General features: G+C 37.8%; 17 protein-coding genes. 12 read left to right on the top strand and 5 right to left on the bottom strand.

The window, feature by feature from the left end:
- Positions 1-26 precede the first annotated feature (26 nt).
- Positions 27-362 (bottom strand): hypothetical protein, encoded by a 336-nt coding sequence (locus MF4642_RS14150; protein WP_078426628.1) that lies wholly within the window; start codon positions 360-362, stop codon positions 27-29.
- 577 nt (positions 363-939) lie between these two features.
- Here MF4642_RS14150 and MF4642_RS14145 point away from each other — a divergent pair.
- Positions 940-1,809, top strand: a complete 870-nt coding sequence (locus MF4642_RS14145) for an inovirus-type Gp2 protein (protein ID WP_078426627.1) — start codon at positions 940-942, stop codon at positions 1,807-1,809.
- 102 nt (positions 1,810-1,911) lie between these two features.
- The gene (locus MF4642_RS16840) at positions 1,912-2,217 is read left to right on the top strand and encodes a hypothetical protein (RefSeq protein ID WP_153041800.1); all 306 of its coding nucleotides are present in this window, start codon (positions 1,912-1,914) and stop codon (positions 2,215-2,217) included.
- Between the two features lie 150 nt (positions 2,218-2,367).
- On the opposite strand, the gene MF4642_RS14140 is transcribed toward MF4642_RS16840, so the two are convergent.
- Genes MF4642_RS14140 through MF4642_RS14130 form a run of 4 tightly spaced genes read right to left on the bottom strand, consistent with a single transcriptional unit; the run spans position 2,368 to position 3,555 of the window.
- Positions 2,368-2,898 carry a hypothetical protein gene (locus MF4642_RS14140; protein WP_078426626.1) on the bottom strand — a complete coding sequence of 177 codons (531 nt, stop codon included), beginning with the start codon at positions 2,896-2,898 and terminating at the stop codon, positions 2,368-2,370.
- Between the two features lie 28 nt (positions 2,899-2,926).
- Positions 2,927-3,166: a hypothetical protein gene (locus tag MF4642_RS14135; RefSeq protein WP_078426625.1), complete on the bottom strand. Its 240-nt coding sequence runs from the start codon at positions 3,164-3,166 to the stop codon at positions 2,927-2,929.
- Positions 3,163-3,294 (bottom strand): hypothetical protein, encoded by a 132-nt coding sequence (locus tag MF4642_RS17290; RefSeq protein ID WP_264754345.1) that lies wholly within the window; start codon positions 3,292-3,294, stop codon positions 3,163-3,165. The genes MF4642_RS14135 and MF4642_RS17290 overlap by 4 nt, the downstream gene beginning before the upstream one ends.
- A 3-nt stretch (positions 3,295-3,297) precedes the next feature.
- A complete protein-coding gene (locus MF4642_RS14130; protein WP_078426630.1) occupies positions 3,298-3,555 on the bottom strand; it encodes a hypothetical protein in 258 nt (85 codons plus the stop codon).
- A 639-nt stretch (positions 3,556-4,194) separates the two neighbouring features.
- Between MF4642_RS14130 and MF4642_RS14120 the strand changes: the two genes are divergently transcribed.
- The 10 genes from MF4642_RS14120 (at position 4,195) to MF4642_RS17280 (ending at position 15,042) form a co-directional block, all read left to right on the top strand.
- The gene (locus tag MF4642_RS14120) at positions 4,195-4,806 is read left to right on the top strand and encodes a DUF805 domain-containing protein (RefSeq protein ID WP_078426624.1); all 612 of its coding nucleotides are present in this window, start codon (positions 4,195-4,197) and stop codon (positions 4,804-4,806) included.
- Between the two features lie 213 nt (positions 4,807-5,019).
- Complete coding sequence (locus MF4642_RS14115) at positions 5,020-6,066, top strand: DUF932 domain-containing protein (RefSeq protein WP_078426623.1); 1,047 nt, start codon at positions 5,020-5,022, stop codon at positions 6,064-6,066.
- A gap of 143 nt (positions 6,067-6,209) precedes the next feature.
- A complete protein-coding gene (locus tag MF4642_RS14110) occupies positions 6,210-7,253 on the top strand; it encodes a YqaJ viral recombinase family protein (RefSeq protein WP_078426622.1) in 1,044 nt (347 codons plus the stop codon).
- Between the two features lie 118 nt (positions 7,254-7,371).
- Positions 7,372-8,301 (top strand): hydrolase or metal-binding protein, encoded by a 930-nt coding sequence (locus MF4642_RS14105; RefSeq protein WP_078426621.1) that lies wholly within the window; start codon positions 7,372-7,374, stop codon positions 8,299-8,301.
- 67 nt (positions 8,302-8,368) lie between these two features.
- Positions 8,369-8,599: a helix-turn-helix transcriptional regulator gene (locus tag MF4642_RS14100; protein WP_078426620.1), complete on the top strand. Its 231-nt coding sequence runs from the start codon at positions 8,369-8,371 to the stop codon at positions 8,597-8,599.
- 281 nt (positions 8,600-8,880) lie between these two features.
- Positions 8,881-9,129, top strand: a complete 249-nt coding sequence (locus tag MF4642_RS14095; protein ID WP_078426619.1) for a helix-turn-helix domain-containing protein — start codon at positions 8,881-8,883, stop codon at positions 9,127-9,129.
- Between the two features lie 217 nt (positions 9,130-9,346).
- Positions 9,347-11,800, top strand: coding sequence for a type I restriction-modification system subunit M (locus tag MF4642_RS14090; protein ID WP_078426618.1), 2,454 nt, complete (start codon positions 9,347-9,349; stop codon positions 11,798-11,800).
- Positions 11,800-13,161 carry a restriction endonuclease subunit S gene (locus MF4642_RS14085; RefSeq protein ID WP_078426617.1) on the top strand — a complete coding sequence of 454 codons (1,362 nt, stop codon included), beginning with the start codon at positions 11,800-11,802 and terminating at the stop codon, positions 13,159-13,161. Before MF4642_RS14090 ends, MF4642_RS14085 begins: the two co-directional genes overlap by 1 nt.
- 24 nt (positions 13,162-13,185) lie before the next feature.
- Positions 13,186-14,343 carry a DUF262 domain-containing protein gene (locus MF4642_RS17285; RefSeq protein ID WP_264754344.1) on the top strand — a complete coding sequence of 386 codons (1,158 nt, stop codon included), beginning with the start codon at positions 13,186-13,188 and terminating at the stop codon, positions 14,341-14,343.
- A gap of 33 nt (positions 14,344-14,376) precedes the next feature.
- On the top strand, positions 14,377-15,042 hold the full coding sequence (locus MF4642_RS17280; protein WP_264754343.1) for an HNH endonuclease family protein: 666 nt from the start codon (positions 14,377-14,379) through the stop codon (positions 15,040-15,042).
- The last annotated feature ends 17 nt before the right edge of the window (positions 15,043-15,059 follow it).

Below are 15,059 nucleotides of genomic sequence, written 5' to 3'. Positions count from 1 at the left end.
TTATTATATTTGTGGTTTTTTGTTTTTCAAGCGGAAGAGGGAATACGAAGTGTTAAGGAGTCTCGTGGGCTCGTAGATGTGTATAAGTGATAGAGATTATTTTTAATTTCATCGAAACTAGAAAAGTGTTTTAAATCATTAAGCTTAGTATGGTTTTTTTTTGGGCCATGTTTAATGTCTTCTTTAAAGCAAAGAAATTCTATAGAAATCCAAATAAGATCTTCATCACGATATTTTCCTAGGGTTGCCTTAATCGATTTCGTCAACTCTTCGTCTGGTATTTCATCAACAGTTTTTGCAACGTCCTCATCCTGAATATCTAGATCCTTAACTTCGGGAATATCTAACTCAAAACCTGGCATTTATATCTCCTTATGTAGCAAATCTTGTAGTATTTTTAGAGTAATTATACATAAATTTTCATAGTGTTTTAAGCATTTTAAAGTTTGAATGAGTTCATATTCAATAGTAGTTTATGGATAAAATTGATCTTTTTTTATTAAAATTTCTTCGTAATTCCTGATTAATAGGAAGTTTCTTGTACTCTTTGAAGTGCATGAGGACGTGATAACGGAACTACTCAGTTTTAGAGGGTAGGATGAAACTACAAAATTCATGAATTACAGTAAATATTCTTGAATGCTTATTTTCAGAAAGAGTTAAATGTGTTGGACGAAAAAATGGGGCTTTAAAATCCAAGAACTATATAATCTAATAGAATTTAAGCCATGTGTTTTTAATTTTTGATTTTGTGCGGATAAAAATTGCTTCAATTTAATTAGTTTTTTAAAATTTTTGATATGGTGGTCTTAGGTTTTTGGGTTGTTTATTTTGGTGGTTATTAATATTATTTATATTTATCCTTTTAATCTATTTTCTTAATGGTAAATAATTACAGAAGAGTTCCTTTTATGTTTTAAACCATCAAAAGGGATACTCATGTGTCATACTGTAAATGAATCAAAGATCTTGATTGAAATTGAAAATTTTGTTGAAAATGTCTCTGTCACGAAACGTAAGCCGCATAATTTTTATAATCAGTTAACAGAACTGCTTGTTCAGTTAAATCAAATTTATAATCCTGATTATTCTTATGTACCTGCAATAGAGGCTATGATCGAGCTGTTGTTGGATTTAGACGAGTATTTAGATGATCCTGAATGCTTATATGAGCGCTTAATAAGAATCTCTTTTGAAGATATTCAGCGTGATTTTAAGCGGCACTACCGTGGACAAAAACGTCAACTACGTGATCATCGTCATAGTGAGTCAGAAAATACCAAGACACTTGTTGATCGTATGCAAGAAATCAGCGATAAATATTCACGGATTTTAGTGGTCCGTGTTGATTTAGCTTATCCGCTCAAATTTCAAGATCAGATTGGTATCTTGGATTTTAAGGATGATATGGATGTACTACGCACTCGACTTCGTGATCAGGATACAGTTTTTAAAAAATTGATTGCATACGCATGGGCATTAGAGCAGGGAGCGGACAAAGGCTATCATTGTCATTTGCTCTTAGTTTATAAGGGGAGTGACTATCGCAATGCATATTGGATTGCTGATCAAGTTGGAAAGCTTTGGAGTGATATTACAGAGGGTTTAGGTTGTCATTTTAACTGTCACACAGCAGCGTATCTTAAGCAGTTCTCAGATCGAAACCGTTTAGGCATCGGGATGATTCATCGTAAAAACTTAGATGAAGTGAATAATATGTTGAATACCGTGAAGTATTTGGTACGCCCTGAAAAAGAATCGCAGCATCTAAGAGTGAAAACTAAAAAGCGTATGCGGACTTTCGGCTAACAGAAAAAAATACAGGCATACATCATCCACATGAAGATCATGTTTCAAATGATCAGGGGCTTATGAATATAGGCCCTTTTTAATTTTTCATTGGAGATGTAAATGATGCTTAAGCATTGTCCTTATTGTCAGTCTACTCGCGTACATCGAATGTTTATCTCTTATCCTGAGGAATCGCAATCTCACTTGAATCCCCAATCGTTATTTACTTCAGCATTTGGGTTACGTACACAAGTGCTTAAACAGCTCTGTAAAAGACCACCTTTTTCGCCATGGTTGTTGGGACTGGCTGAAATTTTACTGAAGGGCATGTATTTATATTGGATCGAAACTCAACGGGTTCATTCTGATTCAGGAATCGCCATTGGGTTTTATTGTGAACAATGCCAACGTAGCTTTAATCATTAAGCAGGAAGATTTATGCTCTAGGCGAATAGAAAAAATAGGTCGATGATTTCTCATCGGCCTATCTTGGAACTTAGTACAGTCATAGTGAACGGTAAAGTAATCAAACTTATTTTTTAGTTCAAAATTCAACAATGAGTAATCTAAAAGAACTTATTTACAACCACTATTTGAGGCTACAGCGTCTTGAGTGAAGGAGAACCCATTAATTGGTAAATTTGAAATTGACTTAACATCATAGGCATCACCAGTCGTTTCAAGAACAATATTGAGTTTATTTTTTACCGCAGTCTTCGGTGTCATGGTATAGGTTGAGCCTTGACGTCCCTTATCAAAGTTGAAACAAGCATGCTTAAATTTGCTTGTTGCTGTTTTGATAGTGTCTTTACCGAGATATACCGTTTTTCCATCGATATTGATCAAGTGTTTACTAGGCGAGATGCTCAACTGATTGACGCTGAACTGAGCTAAACCTTGCTTTTGATAGTTAGCGTAGAGGCTTAGATTACCAATGGTCCAGTTACTGAATTGTGCTGTTCCTGATTCAGGCTGACCAAATTTCTGAATGAGGGTTGAGCGCGTATCATTCATGCTTACTTTCTTTCCATTGATGAGCATGTGATCAGCAGCAAAAACAGAAGTTGTAAAAGTTGCGATTAATATTGTGATGATATGTTTATTCATGATATTCCCAGATTTTAAATGTATTCAATTATTTTGAACGCAAAGCGAGGCTGCCAATAATTAACAGAAGCAAAATGGCACCAATAAATTTCCCTACAGAAGGGAACATGACAGCAGGCCAAATGACAGCAGGCCAAATGACACCTTGTCCTAAGTGATAGGCAAATGATTTATAGCTGTATTGTCCCCAAAAGGATTGATATAGCGTGAAGAGTAGACCAATGATGAAATATCCACGGATCAACCAAGTCTTAATGGATGGATTCATTTATTTCCCCCAAAAGCAAATTGAGCGAGTAAAAAAAACAGCCCGAATACAATCATCATTGCGATAAAGGGCAAACCCAAGAAACAGATGACTGCAATGATGCAGATGATGCCAGCGAGTGTTCTCATGACTTACTCCTTCATGCATTGCAAACCACTTTGAAGTAGGTCGTATTGAAAGGCTTCACTTTGGTGAAGGTTGTAAAGATTGTTCTTGAGTTCATCTTCACCATATTTACTTTCAAGCTTCTTATAAGCACACTTACAGGCGGAACGTTCCATTCCTGAGGATTGGCAGCCACTAATAAATTGCCGTTCAGATTTACTGGTACAACCTGAGAATAAGAGTGCTGAGAAAATAGTGGATGTAATGAGTAACGAGGTTTTCATTTGTTCCCCCCAAATTTGTTGTTCTGTTTTTTTGAAATAGATCGATTCAGCCGATTGCATAAATAAAAGGCGAGCGTAACCATCTAAAGGACGGAACTGTCTTTAGCGCAAATTAAGCTGAAATAGGATCTATAAATTTAGGCCGAGGACCAAGGAATGGTATCAAAAGGCCTGAGAGCAAATGAGTGTGAGGGGTAATATTTATTTAGTCATGGTTATGACTCCTTAGGTATTTAAGAAGTTCTACCAAATTACTGCTAAATAATGGTGGCAGAACGAAAAGGGGTTAGCAGACTGAACCTAAGAATCAGCACACCCGAAGGTGTCCCCCTCCCGTTCTACCGCAAAGGGGAGCACGAGGTCACACACCAAAAGAAGAAATCTTTTAGTGCACTTAGGAAACGGTCTGCTAAAACCGACTGGCAATGTAGGCCAGCGATTGAATCATAATAGTTATAGTGACTTGCGCCAATTTAGGTTAGAAGTAGACATTGGATATATCGGCTGGAGTTCACGATTAATTTTTCTCAATCATGTACATAAATAGAATCAATATAATGAAGCTGGTTTTTATTAAATTTTTCTATTATCATTCGCATTTATAAATATAAATTATTTAATATCAATAGGAAATTTATAATGAAAGGTACATTGCTGGATTTTAATATACAGTTAAATGAGGGGGCGATTAGTGGGGAAGATGGTAAGCGTTATAGCTTCTTTGGTTCAGAATGGAAAGAGCAAGTAGCACCTGCCCGAGGCCAACAAGTTGATTTTGTTGTAAATGAATTGAATCAAGCAACGGCTATTTATCTTACTGCATATTCACAACACTCAAATGCATCACAGTTTATAGCGTCTAACAATGATCAAATCCAAGCAGAAGAAAATTATGGCTTCATTGATTGGTCAATGAAATGCTTAAAAAACTATGCGACCTTTTCGGGGCGTGCACGTAGAAAAGAATATTGGTATTTCTACTTATTTCAAATCGTACTGGGACTTGGGATCGGTGTAGTTTTAGGGATTGCTGGAATTAGTGATGATGGTATGGATGTTATATCAGGATTGCTTTCACTCGCGTTTTTACTTCCGACATTGGCTGTAGGTGCGCGTCGCTTGCATGATGTAAATCGTTCAGGTTGGTGGATGCTGATCGCTTTTACAATCATTGGATTGATTCCATTGTTTATTTGGTCTGTGTCAGAAACAAAACCAGAATCAAACAAATGGGGGCAACCTGCTAAATAAAGTGCTCAGAGTTTATCTTATGCCGAATACAATAAAAGAGCTGTGATCGTTTGGATTCAAAATAATTTCAGATATATATCATCTACATGAGAGATTATTCAGATCTTTAAATTTGCGTTAAATACTATTTTCTACCTGCTGATTCAGCAGGTTTTTTTATGTCCAAAATTTAGGTTTAAGCGAATTGATCTTCAATTTTAAAAGGAAACTATCATGGCACATCAACTCGAACAAATGGCTTATGTCGGCCAAACCCCTTGGCATAGTCTAGGTAACCAACTCAGCCAAAACCAACCCATTGAAGTCTGGGCACAGCAGGCAGGCATGGATTGGCGCATTGAATCATCCAACGTCAGCTATATGGCTAAGAATGATAGAGGGCAAAGCATTATCATGCCGTATGAAGAGCAACGGGTACTGTACCGTTCAGATACGCATGCACCTTTATCTGTGGTCAGCCAGCGTTATCAGGAAGTACAACCGAAACAGATTTTAGAGTTCTACCGTGATTTAACCGAGCAATCGGGCTTTGAGTTGGAAACCGCTGGGGTATTGAAAGGTGGGAAGAAGTTCTGGGCCTTGGCACGTACAGGACAAAGTACGGCTTTAAAAGGCAAGGATGTCAGTAATGGTTACATCCTCTTAGCCACCGCGTGTGATGGCACTCTTGCAACCACGGCGCAATTCACCAGTATCCGGGTGGTCTGTAACAATACCTTAGCGATTGCCTTAAAAGGTCAAAACTCTAGTGCAGGTGTGGTGAAAGTACCACACAGCACCAAGTTTGATGCGCAGAAGATCAAACAGCAACTCGGTATATCCGTCCGTACATGGGAGGATCACATGTATGAAATGAAACAACTCAGTCAACGTAAAGTCACACAGACTGAAGCAGCAGCGTATTTTGATGCCGTGTTTAACAACACTAGCCTAAGCAATGCAGAACAAGACGAGGGCATTATTCAGTTCTATCGTAATGTCGCCACCCAAGCCAACCACACAGCCAAAGCTGACAACAAGACTGAACCGAATGGACGCGCCATGTCTAAAGTCATGAGCATGTTTAATGGGCATGGACGTGGGGCAGAACTCAGTTCAGCCAAAGACACCGCTTATGGCTTGTTGTGCTCAATCACGGAATTTGCAGACCACGAGCGACGTGCCATGAGTCAGGATTATCGCTTAGATTCAGCATGGTTCGGTGCAGGCGCGGGCCTTAAGCAACGTGGACTCGAACAAGCACTCCGTCTAGTTGTTTAAGTTTCGATTCAGATTCAGTATTTAAGATCAGGACATGAGATCAATATGATTCTGTAAATCTCCCTAAGCCCAAACACCTTTTTGCCACATCTCCAGATGTGGCTTTTTTTATGCCCAAAATTTAACAATTACAGGAAATCGTTATGAACTCAGCCGTAATTCACCCAAGTCACACCAAAGCCAATCTCCATGCCGACCGTCCAAAACTGTTTACCGCAAAACGTTTCGTAGAGACTAAAAATATGACTCAAGCCGAATGGCTGGAAGTCAGACGCAAGGGCATTGGTAGCAGTGACTGTGCTGCTGCTTGTGGGCTCAATCCCTATATGTCGATGCTGGAACTATGGATGATTAAGACAGGTCGGATTCAACAAAGTATCGAAGAGGACAGTGAAGGACATGCACCCTTGTACTGGGGCAAGCAACTGGAACCTTTGGTTGCTGAATACTACAGCATGCATACCAATTACAAAGTGCGTCGAGTCAATGCCGTATTACAACACCCTGATCCAGACAAACACTTCATGCTGGCCAATCTGGATTACTCCGTGGTTGGCGATGCTGATGTACAAATACTGGAGTGTAAAACCGCAGGGGAATATGGGGCCAAACTGTGGCGAGATGGTGTACCGTTATATGTACTCTGTCAGGTACAGCATCAATTGGCAGTGACAGGCAAGAAAGCAGCGCATATTTGTGTCTTACTGTGTGGGCATGAAACCAAGATTTTTAAAGTGACACGCTCAGAGTCAGTGATTCAACACATTATCAATGCTGAACGTTACTTCTGGGAATGTGTGGAAAAGGATACCCCACCTGAAGCCGACGCCAGTGAATCGGCAGCCAAAGCCTTACAACTTTTGTATCCAGAACATGTACCGCTTAGTACCACAGACTTATCTGAAGATGAGCAAGCTAATCAACAGTTTGAGCAACTGCTTCAAGCTCGAAACCAAATTGAAAAGCATCAGGAGCAGTTCGATCTACTCAAACACCAACTCCAAGCCAAAATGCAACAGGCTGAACGTGCAACATTCACTAATGGTTCAGTGACATGGAAAAAGGCTAAAGACTCGGTCAGCTTGGATAGTAAGGCTTTACTTAAATTACATCCTGAGTATTTAAATCAGTTTCCACAAGCCAAGCAAGGGACACGGCGTTTTCAGATTTATGCCAATGGTGGATGAGTCCAATTTTATCCACACAAGCAATACGCGAAATACCAACAAGCAAGCTCATATCAGCCCATGCCCACAGCATGGGCTTTTTTATGCCTATTCAATTTATACAAAAGAGGAAATCCACATGATCAAAGGTTTAGCAATTACCCCACCGATACTCGGACGAATCAGTATTGGTAAGATGGTAGAAAAGAATGGTAAACATATCCCTGAAAAGGATGACCAATTTACCCTAACTTCCCAAATCCAAAATAAAGAGGGATGGGTGAAACATCCACTGGATGAACAACTCCGAGCCAAAGCGCCCAATCAAAAACTCCGTAGTATTCCAGTACGGATGATTTTTAATGATCCTGAACTCAATCTACGAGCAGAGTACAGTTTATTTGACCGTCAGACAGGACGCCCCGTGTGTGTAGGTAATGGTGAAACTTGTCAACGATTGACCAACCAAGGGATTGAACATTATCCATGTCCATCTCCAGATTTATGTTCATTAGCACAAGGCGGGTTATGCAAGCCTTATGGTCGGCTCTATGTGAATTTAGATGAGTCGGATGAGTTCGGTACTTTTGTTTTTAGAACTACAGGTTTTAACAGTATCAGAACTTTGGCAGCTCGATTGTCTTACTACCATGCAGCATCCAATGGTTTGTTGTCATGCTTACCATTGCAACTAACCTTGAGGGGTAAGTCCACCACACAAAGTTATCGTACGCCTGTCTATTACGTGGATCTGACTTTACGCGAGGGGGTTCATTTGCAAGAGGCCATACACACTGCCAAAGAAATTGACCAAAAGAGCAAACTTTCTGGATTTAATCAGGCTGCTTTGGATCATATTGCTCTACAGGGTTTTGCCAATGCACAGTTTGAGGTGAACTCAGATGAGGGAGGAGATTTGGTGGAGGAGTTTTATACGGATGAGCTTGCTGAAGCTGAACAAACGCAGCCTGACTCAAAAGCCAAAACAAAGCCTAAATTCAATCAGGGGGATGGGTTTGTGCAGGATATTCAGAAAGGGTTACAGGGTAGTGTAAGGGCAGTGAATTAGTTAATTTTTACAGACCTCCTGATTATTTGAGCAGTAACGCTCGCATTATTGATTTGGAGTAAATTTCATGAATGCGTTTGTTGGACAAACTTTTCAAATGAATCAACTGATTAGTATTAAAGAAGTCATTAAATTTGTCGGTGTAGGTAGATCGACAATATATGAGATGATGGATGAATATTCACCTTACTATGATCCGACTTTTCCCAAAAAAGTAAAAATTACTCAAAACCGTATCGGCTGGTCAGCTTATGAAATTCATCAATGGATTGAAAGCAAGTTGGCGGAACGTGCATAAAACTGGGAGCTTCGGCTCCCTTATTTATATTAGCTCGTAGTTTGATAGGGAGAAATTATACTTACAAAATTCGATGCTTTTCATAATTAAAATTACATTTTAGATATATTTTTTTTCGATGAATTTTAATGAATTAGATCAAAAGTTTAGAGTGTTCTTTTTCTAAGGTATATTAATTTTTGTTTTTAGGTATTTGATTTATTTTAGTATTTTTTAATTTTGTATTGGGTAAAATTTGTTCTATAGTTTTGTTGTGGTCAATAACATGTTTGGAGTCGAAAATGTCTGGACAACCTGTACCCTTAGAGAAGCTATTTAAACAAATGGCTGAAACCATGCAAGCTGAACAAAATAAATTTGATCAAGCAGTTTATCAATCTGCATCACCAACTCAAAAAAAGAGAATGCTTCAAAATTGTTATGATAATGGTATAAAAGTGCCAGATATCTCAAAAAAGACGGGAGTACCAGAAAGTACTATTTATACAAAAATAAAAACAAGAGGTAAAAATAGCGGTGATGAACTTTGAATTCATGAAATTAACTTTGACAAAATAAAAGCGACAAATATTTGTCGCTTTTATTTATTGGTCTTTTAGTTCGGCATATACCAGCTAGAAGACGAGTTTAACCATTGCTCAGTATGGATAGGTGAAATTTGAATTTTTGTTTAAAAATTAGACAGATATCATTCCTTATTTTCGCTATGATTCATTTCAATATTTAAACAAATGTATTTGGTCAGTCATGGCGATTAAAAAAACAGAACTCTATTCTTCTCTTTGGGCAAGTTGTGATGAACTGCGTGGTGGTATGGATGCGAGTCAATATAAAGACTATGTGCTTACCATGCTGTTTTTAAAATACATTTCTGATAAATATAGCAATGATGACTTTGCCATTATTGAAATTCCTGAAGATGCAACTTTCGATAAAATCAGTGAGCTAAAAGGCAATAAAGAAATTGGTGATAAGCTCAATATCATCATCCGAAAAATTGCTGAAGCCAATAACCTGCGTGGCGTGATTGACGTTGCCGACTTTAATGACGAAGACAAGTTGGGTAAAGGCAAGGATATGATCGACCGATTGACCAAGTTAATCGGTCTTTTCGAAGGCTTAAACTTAGCTGATAATCGTGCAGACGGGGATGACTTACTTGGTGATGCGTATGAATATTTGATGCGCCACTTTGCAACGGAGTCCGGTAAATCAAAAGGTCAATTCTATACTCCGGCGGAAGTGTCACGTGTTGTGGCAAAAGTTGTAGGAATTAAAAAAGAAACACCAAAAAATGCGACTGTTTATGACCCGACTTGCGGGTCTGGTTCTTTGCTGTTAAAAGCCTCGGATGAAGCCGAGAAAGGCTTAACCATCTACGGTCAAGAGATGGACAATGCGACCTCTGCATTGGCACGTATGAACATGATTCTGCATGGCGATGTCGGCGAAGGTGCCAAAATTACCCAAGGCAATACGCTCTCATCACCTGAATATAAAGATGAAGCAGGTCAGCTCATGACCTTTGACTTTGCTGTGGCTAACCCGCCATTTTCAAGCAAGAACTGGACCAATGGTTTAACGCCAAGCAATGATGAGTTTGACCGTTTCGTGTGGGGTGTCCCACCAGAGAAAAATGGTGACTTTGCCTTTTTATTACATATCTTAAAAAGTTTGAAAAGCACGGGTAAAGCAGCAGTCATTTTGCCGCATGGTGTTTTATTCCGTGGTAATGCGGAAGCACGTATTCGCGAAAATCTGATTAAGCAAGGCTATATCAAAGGCATTATTGGTCTACCTGCAAATTTGTTCTATGGAACAGGTATTCCAGCCTCAATTATCGTGATTGATAAAGCTACTGCAAAACCTATTCAGTTTAATGAAGAGGGCGAAGTAACTGATGGTCAAAGCATCTTCATGATTGATGCAAGTAAAGGCTTTACTAAAGACGGTAACAAGAACCGCTTACGTCATCAAGATATTCACAAAATTGTCGATGTCTTTACCAAAGAATTAGCAATAGACGGCTACAGTCGTAAAGTCGATATTCATGCCATTGTTGCCAATGAATATAACCTAAACATTCCTCGTTATATTGACTCGAGTGAAGAAGAAGACTTACATGATTTAAGTGCGCATTTAAAAGGTGGTATTCCAAAACGTGACATTGATGCGTTACAGAATTATTGGGACGTATTGCCGAATGTTCGTGCAAGCTTGTTTGAAAAAGATCGTGAAGGCTATGGTCGTTGTCTAGTGGCTGCCAATGAAGTTAAGAAAACCATTCTAGAACATGCTGAATTTAAAACTTTTGCAGTTGATAGTTTAAAGCCGTTTACTGCATGGTTTGAACGTAGTGCATTTAAGGCGATTGAGAAAGATCAAAAGCCTAAAGATATTATGCTGCGTGTTAGTGAGGACTTATTGCAAAGCTATGCAGACGTTCCGCTGTTATCCAAATACGACATCTACCAAATCTTTATGGAATATTGGGATGAGGTGTTATTGGATGATATTTCGGTCATCACTCAAGATGGCTGGGCAGGTGCGAAGCTGATTCGTAATTTAACCGCTGAAAAGGACAATAAATTAAAAGAAGTGCCTGATTTAGTAATTGAGAAGATTAAGTATAAGGCTGAGGTAATTCCACCACATTTGATTGTGGCGAAGTATTTTGCGAATGAGCAAAAAGCCTTAGATGCAAAACAGGCTGAGCTTGATATTGCAACGCAAGAATTGGAGTGTTTTGTAGAAGAGCATACTGCGGATGAAGGTTTATTAGTTGAAGCATTAAGTGACAAAGACAAAGTAACTTTGGCAACGGTGAAAGCGCGTTTGAAGCTTGCGGTTGATGCTGACGAAAAACAAGTATTAAAAAAAGCGCAAGCCTTCTTTGAAGCTGAAGCAACCTTAAAGAAAAAAGTAAAAGAGCTTCAAGAGGCTCTGGATCTTAACGTCTTTAAAAAGTACCCAACTTTAATCGAAGCTGAAGTAAAAGATTTGGTGGTGCAAGACAAATGGTTTACCACTTTAAATAACAGTATTGAGGCTGAGATTGAGCGTGTTACTCAGCAATTGGCAAACCGTGTGAAAGAACTGAATGAACGTTATGCGGAGCCGTTACCGCAAATTACCCAAAATGTGGAGGCTTTAAGTTTAAAAGTGGCTGAGCATTTAAAAGCAATGGGTTTGGAGTGGTAATGATGACTCAAAGCAATTTAACTTTTAAAGAAAATCAGGCGATTCCTGAAGGTTATAAAAAAACTGAAGTCGGTGTGATTCCTAATGATTGGGAAGTTTTATCCATTAATGATTTTGCTATAAAAGTTGGTAGTGGCAAAACGCCAAAAGGAGGAGCACAGATATATAAAAAAAGTGGTTATCCTTTTGTAAGAAGTCAAAATATCGGCTGGGGAATTTTAGAGTTATCAGATGTAGTATATATATCTAAAGAGATTCATGAGAATTTTCATGGTAATGATTTAAAAAATGATGACGTACTATTAAATATAACAGGGGCCTCAATCGGACGGTGTGCTAAAGCGGATTACCGAATAAGTGGAGGTAATGTTAATCAACATGTTTGTATCATTAGAAGTAATACAGATACGGTTAATTCAGATCTTTTAGTTGAAATAATTAATTCCAAAATTGTTCAAACTCAAATTAATAGTTATCAAGCTGGGGGAAACAGAGAGGGATTAAATTTTTCACAAGTAAGACAATTACAGATCCCAATGCCTAAAAAGGCTGAAGAGCAACTTAAAATTGCTTTGGTATTAAATGATGTAAATGGTTTAATTTCTGAACTTGAAAAACTCATTGAAAAAAAACAAGCCATTAAAACCGCAACCATGCAACAGCTTTTAACAGGTAAAACACGGTTGCCTGAATTTGCATTGCGTGAAGATGGTACATCTAAAGGCTATAAAGATAGTGAGTTAGGTCAGATTCCTGAGGATTGGGAAGTGTTTAACTTACCAGACGTAATTTGGTACCAAGAAGGACCAGGGTTAAGAAAATGGCAATTTCAAACTAAAGGGCTAAAAGTTATCAATGTAACTAACTTACAGGAATCGGGTTATTTAGATCTGGATAAAACTTCAAGACATATTTCTTGGGATGAGTTTGAAAAAATGTACCAGCATTTTGCCTGTGACGAAGGGGATATGGTAATCGCTTCTTCAGGCAACTCTTACTGTAAAACTTCTATAGTGAGATCAGTAGATTTGCCATTATTAATGAATACAAGTGTCATAAGATTTAAACCGTTAAAAAGTTTTTCTCAAGCATTTATGTATATTTACTTGAGCTCGAAATTTTTTAAATCACAAATTGATCTTTTAATTACTGGAGGGGCTCAACCAAATTTTGGTCCTGCCCATCTTGAAAAGATCAAAATTATTGCTCCTGAAAACGTTGAAGAACAAAGTCAAATTGGAGAAATATTATTGGATTTAGAAAATGAAATTAAAGCTTTAGAAATAAAACTTAATAAGATTAAGTCAATCAAACAAGGCATGATGCAAGAGCTTTTAACAGGTAAAACTCGCTTGGTATAAGGTTAAAATAATTAGGGGGTAAATATGAAAATTGATGCACAAGTAAAATCTATTGAAAAATTAAAGGACTATTTTTTTCTCGTACCTGACTATCAACGTGAATACGTATGGAAAGCCGATGATCAGGTCGAGCAGTTTTTAACAGATATCGATAATGAATACGATGAAAATGCTGAGCAACAAGAAAGCTACTTTATTGGTTCAATTATCATTGTTAAAAACAAGAATAAATACGATGTGATAGATGGTCAGCAACGTCTGACCACCATTACATTAACCTTGTGCGCAATTCGAGATTTACTCTCAACTCAAGAAGCAAGCCTAAATGAAATACAAAAAGAGCATTTAAGTACCGTTAAAAAGTTATTGTATAGCTTTGATTTGGATACCGAAAAACATTTACTGCGTCTTGAACTTCAATATGAAGAAAGTCGAAATTTTTTAGATAAGCTCATTTTGAGAGAAGCATACGAGGGTGAAAACACCGCATCCATTCAAAAAATGCGTGCTGCATATCATCAAATTTACAACTATCTTGAAAATATTCTGCAAAAAGGTGTACCAGCCTTAACCAAATTTGCACGCTATTTCATGAGTAAAATTGATTTGGTACTGATTGAATCTGAAGATATTGGTAGCGCACTCAAGATTTTTGAAACCATTAACCAACGTGGTGCAAGCTTAAATGCGATGGACTTGGTCAAAAACTTACTGTTTAGACAAGCTAACGAAAGTCAGTTTAGTACCATTAAGGAAAAATGGAAAAATATTAATGAGGCTTTACTGCGTTGTGGAGAACATGAAAACCCATTACGTTTCTTACGTTACTTCATGATGGCACGTTATCACAACGGTATTTTGCGTGAAGATGATATCTACAATTGGATTATTACCAAAGCAGGTAAAGCTATCCTGAAATACGAGACTCATCCAATTGAATTGGTCAAAGAAATTGAGTCTATGGCGCAACGCTATGCAGATTTAGTCAATGCAACTAAACGCTTGAGCGATGGTAGTGACTACCCGCATGTGACCCATATTGGTTTCATTAACAAATATAAAGCTCGACAACATTTAGTTATGCTCTTGGCTTTATCAAAAAATGCGGATAAAGAAGCAATTGATTATTTGGCTCAGCAAATCGAAAGTTTCTACTTTGTCACCAATACAGTGGGGATCTGAGGTAAAAGTAATGAACACTCATTTGCCAATTGGGTGGTCTCATTCCGTGGAAAAACAACCATAGAAGAGATTCAACAGGCTGTTGAAAAGACCATTGTGCCGTATGTATTAGAACGCTTAGATACGTTGAAATTTAAATTTTTAAATATCCGTCACGATGGCTATAACCCACAATATCGTCAGCGTTTTATTTTAGGCCAGTTAGAAAATCAGGCACGTACACAAGCTAGTCTAACGGAGTTTAATTTTAAACAAATTGGTCAATTAGAAATTGAGCACATTTTCCCACAAACACCAAAAGATAATGTTTTGCCAGAAGAATTTTTGGATAAAGCTGAATATAACAACACCATCTATAAGTTGGGCAATGTTACTTTACTCGAAAGTGTGATTAACCAAGCGATTAATAAGATGAATGATCTTACAAGCAATTGGTTTGAACAGAAGCAACAAGAGTATAAAAAATCGATTTTGCTGACGGTGAATCTGCTTGATCACCAATATAACATTGGTAAAAACACAGCGATCAATCGTTTTAAAGACGATAAAAAGTACATTTTCCAAGCTTGGTCAAAACAAGCCATTATTGATCGTCAAAAGATTATGTTGGATCTTGCATTAGATGTATGGCGATTCAATGATCAGCGACTCGATCAATATCAATTTTCAATAGAATACAAAGACACAGTGAACGCATAAGTATTAAAGATTAGGGT

The sequence above is a fragment of the Acinetobacter sp. MF4642 genome (assembly GCF_002018925.1).
GTDB classification, from domain to species: Bacteria; Pseudomonadota; Gammaproteobacteria; order Pseudomonadales; family Moraxellaceae; genus Acinetobacter; species Acinetobacter johnsonii.
Note: the sequence above shows the minus strand (reverse complement) of the source record. Positions and strands in the feature narration are given on the sequence as shown.